General features: G+C 72.0%; 8 protein-coding genes. 5 read left to right on the top strand and 3 right to left on the bottom strand.

From position 1 onward, the window contains the following. Together G3I40_RS21240 and G3I40_RS21245 are read right to left on the bottom strand one after the other, a co-directional pair. Window positions 1–1,035: zf-HC2 domain-containing protein (locus G3I40_RS21240; protein WP_164303722.1), on the bottom strand; the 1,035-nt coding region annotated here is incomplete at its 3' end. Beyond that, window positions 1,032–1,604, bottom strand: coding sequence for a sigma-70 family RNA polymerase sigma factor (locus G3I40_RS21245; RefSeq protein WP_164303723.1), 573 nt, complete (start codon window positions 1,602–1,604; stop codon window positions 1,032–1,034). The genes G3I40_RS21240 and G3I40_RS21245, both read right to left, overlap by 4 nt. A gap of 277 nt (window positions 1,605–1,881) precedes the next feature. Between G3I40_RS21245 and G3I40_RS21250 the strand changes: the two genes are divergently transcribed. Next, window positions 1,882–2,259 (top strand): STAS domain-containing protein, encoded by a 378-nt coding sequence (locus G3I40_RS21250; protein WP_164303724.1) that lies wholly within the window; start codon window positions 1,882–1,884, stop codon window positions 2,257–2,259. Between the two features lie 192 nt (window positions 2,260–2,451). After that, window positions 2,452–2,955, top strand: a complete 504-nt coding sequence (locus G3I40_RS21255) for an EF-hand domain-containing protein (RefSeq protein WP_203644520.1) — start codon at window positions 2,452–2,454, stop codon at window positions 2,953–2,955. 4 nt (window positions 2,956–2,959) lie between these two features. Here the strand turns inward: G3I40_RS21255 and G3I40_RS21260 are convergent, their stop codons facing one another. Continuing rightward, on the bottom strand, window positions 2,960–4,507 hold the full coding sequence (locus G3I40_RS21260; protein WP_164303726.1) for an AMP-binding protein: 1,548 nt from the start codon (window positions 4,505–4,507) through the stop codon (window positions 2,960–2,962). 153 nt (window positions 4,508–4,660) lie between these two features. On the opposite strand from G3I40_RS21260, the gene G3I40_RS21265 reads away from it, so the two are divergent. From G3I40_RS21265 to G3I40_RS47255, 3 genes are all read left to right on the top strand, one after another. Next, the gene (locus G3I40_RS21265) at window positions 4,661–5,854 is read left to right on the top strand and encodes an amidohydrolase family protein (RefSeq protein WP_164303727.1); all 1,194 of its coding nucleotides are present in this window, start codon (window positions 4,661–4,663) and stop codon (window positions 5,852–5,854) included. 15 nt (window positions 5,855–5,869) lie between these two features. Further along, on the top strand, window positions 5,870–7,009 hold the full coding sequence (locus G3I40_RS21270) for an acyl-CoA dehydrogenase family protein (RefSeq protein ID WP_164303728.1): 1,140 nt from the start codon (window positions 5,870–5,872) through the stop codon (window positions 7,007–7,009). 2 nt (window positions 7,010–7,011) lie between these two features. Beyond that, a partial coding sequence (locus tag G3I40_RS47255; RefSeq protein WP_343244984.1) for an acyl-CoA dehydrogenase family protein occupies window positions 7,012–7,183 on the top strand: 172 nt, incomplete at its 3' end.

The following is a 7,183-nucleotide window of genomic DNA, read 5'->3' on the forward strand; positions in this document are numbered from 1 at the left end:
CGTGACCAGTTCGCGGGCCGGGGTGGCGAGGCCCTCGCGGCGGCGGGCGGCGAGGGAGCCGGGGAGCATCCGGGCGGCGAGGTCGATCATCCCGGCGAGGTGGCGCGGGGCCGGGGGCTCGTACGGGTAGTCCACGGCGTCGGCGATGTCGCCCGCGTGGACCCAGCACTCGAAGGCCCGGTCGATCATGGCGTCGCGCAGCGGCAGCTCGAACTCGCCGTAGCTGATGGGGAGTTGTCCCGAGCCGCCGGCGCCCGAGGCGTCCGCGCCGGTGAAGGAGACGGTACGGATCACGGCGTGCGACTGGTCCCGCCAGGGGGCGCGCACGGCCCGGGTCGGCGGGAAGTAGGACGCCCGCCAGTACGCCTCGGTGCGGGCGGCCGGGCCGAGGTCGTCCCGGGCCGGCGCCCCGAGCGGGTCGTCCAGGCCGAGGGCCCGGGCGATCAGGCCGTCGACGCTGGTGAGGTGGGCGATCACCCCGGCGACAGTGGTCTTGCGGCTGACCTGTTCCGCCTGCTCGTACCAGCGAAGGCGCACCGGTGCGTGCCACTCGCCGTCGCCGATGTCCTTGAGGAGCGCGTCGAGGCGGGCGGTCTCGGCGTCGTACGAGGTGGCCCAGGAGGGGACGGGGATGCGCGGCGGCCGCCTGGTGAGGCAACCCTCCAGGACGCGGGAGCGCAGCATCGGGTCCAGGTCGAGGGACTCCTCGGCGTGCAGCAGGCCGACGGCGTCGCGCAGCCGCAGCGCCTCCTCGGCGCAGGTGCCGCAGTCGCCCAGGTGCTCCTCGACGGACGCGGCCTCCTCGGGCGAGCAGGCCGCGAGGGCCCAGGCGCCGAGCAGCGACTTGAGGACGCGGTGCTCCAGGACGAGGGGCGCGGGCGCGGGCGGCGGTGGGGGCAGCGGGCGGTCGGCGTCCTCGACGGAGACGCGGGGTGTCGGTATGCGCGGTTCGTCTGCGGCGCCCGCGCCGCCGGGGCCCTGCCCGCCCTCCGGCTCGTCGGGGCCGAAGCGGCCGTACCCGAATGTCCCGCTCACGCCGGCCTCCCGAACCTGCCGGGCGGTGTGCCGCTGTCGTGCGCCGTGGACAGCAGTTGCAGTCCGAGGCGCAGGCGCCGGCGCGCCTCGTCCTCGGTGACGCCGAGGTCGGCGGCGGTCTGGCGGTAGTCGCGGCGCTGGAAGTAGGCGAGCTCCAGGGCGGCGCGCAGCGGGGCGGGCATCGACGTCACGATGTAGTCGGCGCGGGCCGCCGCGGAGGCGCGGCGCACCTTGCGCTCCAGGTCCTCGGTGGTGCCCAGGCCGGTGCGCACGAGGGCGGCGGACTCGGTCTGGCGCAGCCGCTGGACGGCCTGCTGGTGGGCGAGCGTGGCGATGAAGGAGCGCAGGGGGCCCTGCTTGGGTTCGTAGGCCTCGGGGTTCTCCCAGATGTGGGTGAAGACCTCGCGGGTGATCTGGTCGGCCGCCTCCTCGTCGTCCAGGACGCGGTGGGCCAGCCCGTGCACCAGGGACGCGAAGCGGTCGTACAGCTCGCCGAGCGCGGCGGCCTCGCCGTGCGCAAGGCGCTGCTGCATCCTCCGGTCCCACCGGGACGGAGTGTCCTTGGGCATGGGGCCCCCTCACCGACCGCCCGAACTTCTTTGCCTCTTACCCGAATGTAGTCCGCTGCACCGACAACGCACTCTCCTTTGCAGCATTGTGCGCCCTGGCGGGGTAGCGGGTGGTAAAGAACGGGGGCGTCCCGCTGCCCGTGATCGGCCGCCTCGTCCGCGACCAGGCCATATGTGATAGGCCTGCGGGGGTGTTTCAGCGCGTGCGGGCCGGGCAGCCGCGCAGTGGAAGCGTAGGAGCAGATTCCGGATCGGTGGGCGAGAGGAGGAGGGACGTATGAAGTTCAGAGTGGCCGAGACCAAGGACCGGGGCGACTGGGCTGTCGTGCGGGTGTCGGGCGAGATGGACCTGGTCACCTCCCCGGCGCTGCGCCAGCAGGTCCATGACGCGGTCGCCGACGGCCGCCACAGCATCGTTCTCGACCTCTCCGACGTGCTGTTCTGTGACTCCAGCGGGGTCGGCGTGCTGATCGCGACCCGTCGCCTGATGCGCTCCTGCCAGGGCCGGCTCCGGCTGATCCTGCCCGCGAAGGGCGCCGAGGACGGCTCGCACGTGAACCGGGTGCTCGGCGCGCTCGGCGTGCGCCGCCTCTTCGAGGTGTACCCGGACGTGACGGCGGCGGTGGACGAGGACGCGGAACCGCTGTCCGCGTAGGCCCTGCCGGATCTCAACTCCCGGGAGGCACCGCGCAGTCGGAGCCCGTCCGTCCGCGCCTTCGACGCTGCGGCTTCGTTCCGGAATTTCTTCGGTCCTGACACAAACACCGCACTTGAGGGCACCCGGACCCGACTCCGACGTACGCTCCCAGGCGTAGGTCCCACCCGATGCGAGAGGCGGCCCATGAGCATGGACGAGCGGAGGATCGCGGCCCGGTTCGCCGGCTTCGACCAGGACGGCAACGGATACATCGACCGCGAGGACTTCTATGTCGCGGCCAAGGCGCTGCTCGCCGAGTTCGGTGTCGCGGCCCGCTGCGACCAGGGGCAGTCGCTGTTCGCCGGCGCCGAGGCGTTCTGGCAGGGCATGGCCGGGATCGCGGACGTGGACGGGGACCAGCGGGTGACCCGGGAGGAGTTCGTGACCGGGGCCGTGAAGCGGCTGCGGGACAGTCCTGAGCGGTTCGCCGAGATCGCGCGGCCCTTCCTGCGGGCGGCGCTCGACGTGGCCGACGCGAAAACGCCCGGCGTCAGCAAGGACGACGCCGAGCGCGTGCTGCGGGTGCTGGGGGTCGAGGAGGGCGTCGCGACCGTGGCGGCCCAGGCGCTGGACGCGGACGGTGACGGGCGGATCTCCGAGGACGAGGTGGTCCAGGGGTTCGCCCGGTACTTCACCGTCCCGGACGCGGACTGACCCGTCAGGCACGCTCCCGGTCCGCGAACCGGTCCCGTAGCTGGTACTTGAGGACCTTGCGCAGGGTCTCGTTGCGGGGGAGGGCGTCCAGGACCTCCAGCTGTTCCGGCAGTTTGAAGGTGGACAGGCCCTCTCCCCGCAGGTACGCCGTGACCTCGGGCAGCGTCAACTGCTGGGCGCCGGGCCGTAGTTCGAGTACCGCGCAGACCCGCTCCCCGCGCTCGGCGTCCGGCAGGCCGACGACCGCGGCGTCCTGGACGGCGGGGTGCCGGTGCAGCAGGTCCTCGATCTCCTTGGCGGAGATGTTCTCGCCCTTGCGGATGATGATGTCCTTGGCCCGGCCGGTCAGGACCAGGTGGCCCGTGGGCAGGACGTGGCCCAGGTCGCCCGTGATCAGGAAGCCGTCCGCGTCGAAGGCCTCCGCCGTCTGACGGGGGTCCAGATAGCCCTGGCAGACGGCCTCCCCGCGCAGCCGTACGTCGCCGTCCACGCCCGCCGCCACCTGCTTGCCGTCCGCGTCGACGACCAGGATCTCCATGCCCTCGGGCGGGCGCCCCTCGGTCGTCGCCAGGTGGTGCGCCGTGTCGTCCGGCGACCCCATCGTGATCATCGGCACCTCGGACATGCCGTATCCGTGGGTGAGCTGGACGCCCGGCATCTCGCGGGCCACCGCGTGGTAGATCTCCGGGGGCTTGGGGGCGCCGCCGCCCGCCAGCAGGCGCAGCGTCGGGATCAGCTTGCGTGCCGGGTCCTTGCGCTGCTCCGTGAGGAACATCGAGTAGAAGGCCGTCGAGCCGCCCGCCACCGTCACGCCGTGCCGCCGGTACTCCTCCAGCGCGTCCGGCATCGCGAACTGCTCGAACATGACTGCCGGGAAGCCGTACAGGAGCAGCATCACGGTGTAGTCGGGGCCCGCGATGTGCGCGTACGGGAACGCCATCGAGCCGATGTCCGCCTCGGACAGGTGCAGCGCGTGCGCCAGGCAGGAGCCGCCCGCGATGAGGGACCGGTCGGTGTGCAGGACGCCCTTGGGGTCGGAGGTCGTGCCCGACGTCCAGTAGATCCAGCGGACCGAGGTGCCGTCGGCGGGCGGCGGCGGGAGCACTGCCGGGTCGCCCTCGGGCAGGTCGTCGTACGCCTCGAAGACGCCGCGCGCCCCGAGCCGCTCGGCCATCTCCGTGTGGTCGAAGCCGCGCCAGACGCCGGGCGTCGCGAAGAAGTCCGCCTGCGACTCGCGCAGCGCGAAGCCCACTTCGCGGTCCCGGTAGAACGGGATGATCGGCGTCTGGGTCGCGCCGAGGCGGGCGAGCGCGAAGGTGAGCAGCGCGGTCTCGATCCGGGTGGGCAGCTGCCAGGCGACGACCGTGCCCGAGCGCACTCCCTTGTCGTGCAGGCCCGCCGCCACCCGCTCGGCGCGGTCGCGCAACTCGACGAAGGTGAGGGTGCGTTCGCCCTGGAGCAGTACGGGGCGGTCGGGGGTCAGGGCGGCTCGGCGTTCCACCAGTTCCCAGAGCGTGCGCGACGCACCCAGGGCGTGTGCGGTGTCAGTCATGCCCGTACCCCTTCAAGCCGGAGAGCTGACGGACTGTCAGATACGGGCAGAGCGTAAGCCCGCACTTCTTGTCGGTCCAGAGGTGCGGGGCTAGCCTGCTTTCTGACGGGTCATCAGATTCCGGCACGGATACGGCGGAGGGGCTCAGCACTCATGACGGAACTGCCGCGCATCGTCAGCGTCGACGACCACGTGATCGAACCGGCTCATCTCTTCGAGACCTGGCTGCCGGCGAAGTACCGCGACCGCGGGCCGAAGGCGCTCACCGCGGGGATCGGCGAACTCGCCTACGTGGCGGGCAAGTACCAGATCACCATGGACCCCGACGGTCCGCCCACCGACTGGTGGATCTACGAGGACCTCAAGTTCCCGTACAAGCGCAACATCGCCGCCGTCGGCTTCGACCGCGACGACATGACCCTGGAGGGCATCACCCGGGCGGAGATGCGCCGCGGCTGCTGGGACCCCAAGGCGCGCCTGGCCGACATGGACCTCAACCACGTCGAGGCGTCGCTCTGCTTCCCGACGTTCCCGCGCTTTTGCGGCCAGACCTTCGCCGAGGCGCACGACAAGGAAGTCGCCCTGGCCTGCGTGCGCGCCTACAACGACTGGATGGTCGAGGAGTGGTGCGGCGACAGCGGCGGCCGGCTCATCCCGCTGTGCATCATCCCGCTGTGGGACATCGACCTCGCCGTCGCCGAGATCCGGCGCAACGCGGCGCGGGGCGTGCGCGCCGTCACCTTCTCGGAGATCCCCACCTACCTGGGGCTGCCCTCCATCCACTCCGGGTACTGGGACCCGTTCTTCGCCGTGTGCCAGGAGACCGGCACCGTCGTGAACATGCACATCGGGTCGTCCTCCCAGATGCCCGCCGCCTCGCCCGACGCCCCGCCCGCCGTCCAGGCCTCGCTCAGCTTCAACAACGCCATGGCCTCGATGATGGACTTCCTCTTCAGCGGCGTGCTCGTGAAGTTCCCGCGGCTCAAACTCGCCTACAGCGAAGGCCAGATGGGCTGGATCCCGTACGCCCTCGAACGCGCCGACGACGTGTGGGAGGAGCACCGCGCCTGGGGCGGGGTCCGCGACCTCGTCCCCGAGCCGCCGTCGACGTACTACTACCGGCAGATGTTCTGCTGCTTCTTCCGCGACAAGCACGGCGTCGCCTCGCTCGACGTGGTCGGACGCGACAACGCCACCTTCGAGACCGACTACCCGCACGTCGACTCGACCTTCCCGCACACCAAGGAGGTCGCCCTCGACCACGTGAAGGGCCTCGACGAGGAGACGGTCTACAAGCTGATGCGCGGCAACGCCATCCGCATGCTCGACCTCGACCTCGACAAGTAAGGCGGGGGCCCGCGGATGGATCTCACGTACACCGACGAGGAAGAGGAGTTCCGGGCGCGGCTGCGGCAGTGGCTGGGCGGCGTGCTGCCCACCCTGGGGCCCAAACCGTCGCCCGACGACTGGCCGGGCCGGCGCACCTACGACATGGGCTGGCAGCGCAGGCTGTACGACGCCGGGTACGGGAACGTCCACTGGGACGCCTCGCCGACCACCCGGCTCATCTTCCTGGAGGAGACGGAACGGGCGGGCGCCCCGTACGTCGGCGCGGGCTTCGTGGGCCTGCTGCACGCGGGGCCGACCGTCGCCGCCGAGGGCAGCGCCGCGCAGCGGGACCGCTGGCTGGAGCCGATCCTGCGCGGCGACGAGGTGTGGTGCCAGGGGTTCAGCGAGCCGGACGCCGGCTCGGACCTCGCCTCCCTGCGCACGAAGGCGGTCCGCGACGGCGACGAGTACGTGGTCAACGGCTCGAAGATCTGGACCTCGCACGCCGAAGTGGCCAACTGGTGCGAGCTGCTGGTGCGCACCGACCCGCAGGCGCCCAAGCACCGCGGCATCACCTGGCTCGCCCTGCCCATGGACGCGCCGGGCATCACGGTGCGGCCCCTGCGCACCCTCGCGGGGTCCACGGAGTTCGCGGAGATGTTCCTCGACGACGTACGCGTGCCCGTCGGCAACCGGGTCGGCGACGAGAACGACGGCTGGCGCGTCACCATGGTGACCCTGTCGTTCGAGCGCGGCACTGCCTTCGTCGGGGAGGTCGTCGCCTGCCGGCGCACCCTCGGCGAGCTCGCCGCCCACGCGAGGAAGAGCGGACGCTGGGACGACGCCGTACTGCGCCGTGAACTCGCCCTCCTGACCGCCGAGTTCAGTGCCCTGTGGCGGCTCACCCAGTGGAACGTCAGCGAGGCGCAGGCCAGCGGCGGGGTGCCGGGCGTCGGCGGCTCGGTCTTCAAGCTGCGCTACTCGCACGCACGGCAGCGGCTGTACGACGTCGCGGCCCGGGTGCTGGGCGGGGCGGGGGCGCTCGACACCGGTCAGGAGTGGACGCTCGACCGGCTGTCGTCGCTGTCGTACACGATCGCGGCCGGCACCTCGCAGATCCAGCGCAACATCGTCGCCGAGCGCATCCTGCGATTGCCCAAGGGGGGCCGATAGCCGTGCACTTCCAACTGACCGCGGAACAGCGCGCGTTGCGCGAGGGCATCCGGGACCTGCTCGCGGGGCGGTTCGGGCGCGACGCGCTGCGCGCCGCCGTGCAGCGCCCCGCGCTCGACCGGGGGCTGTGGCGTGCGCTCGGGGAGGCGGGCCTGTTCTCGCTGTGCCTGCCGG

Origin of the sequence: Streptomyces sp. SID14478 (assembly GCF_010548525.1) — a bacterium.
Classification (GTDB): domain Bacteria; phylum Actinomycetota; class Actinomycetes; order Streptomycetales; family Streptomycetaceae; genus Streptomyces.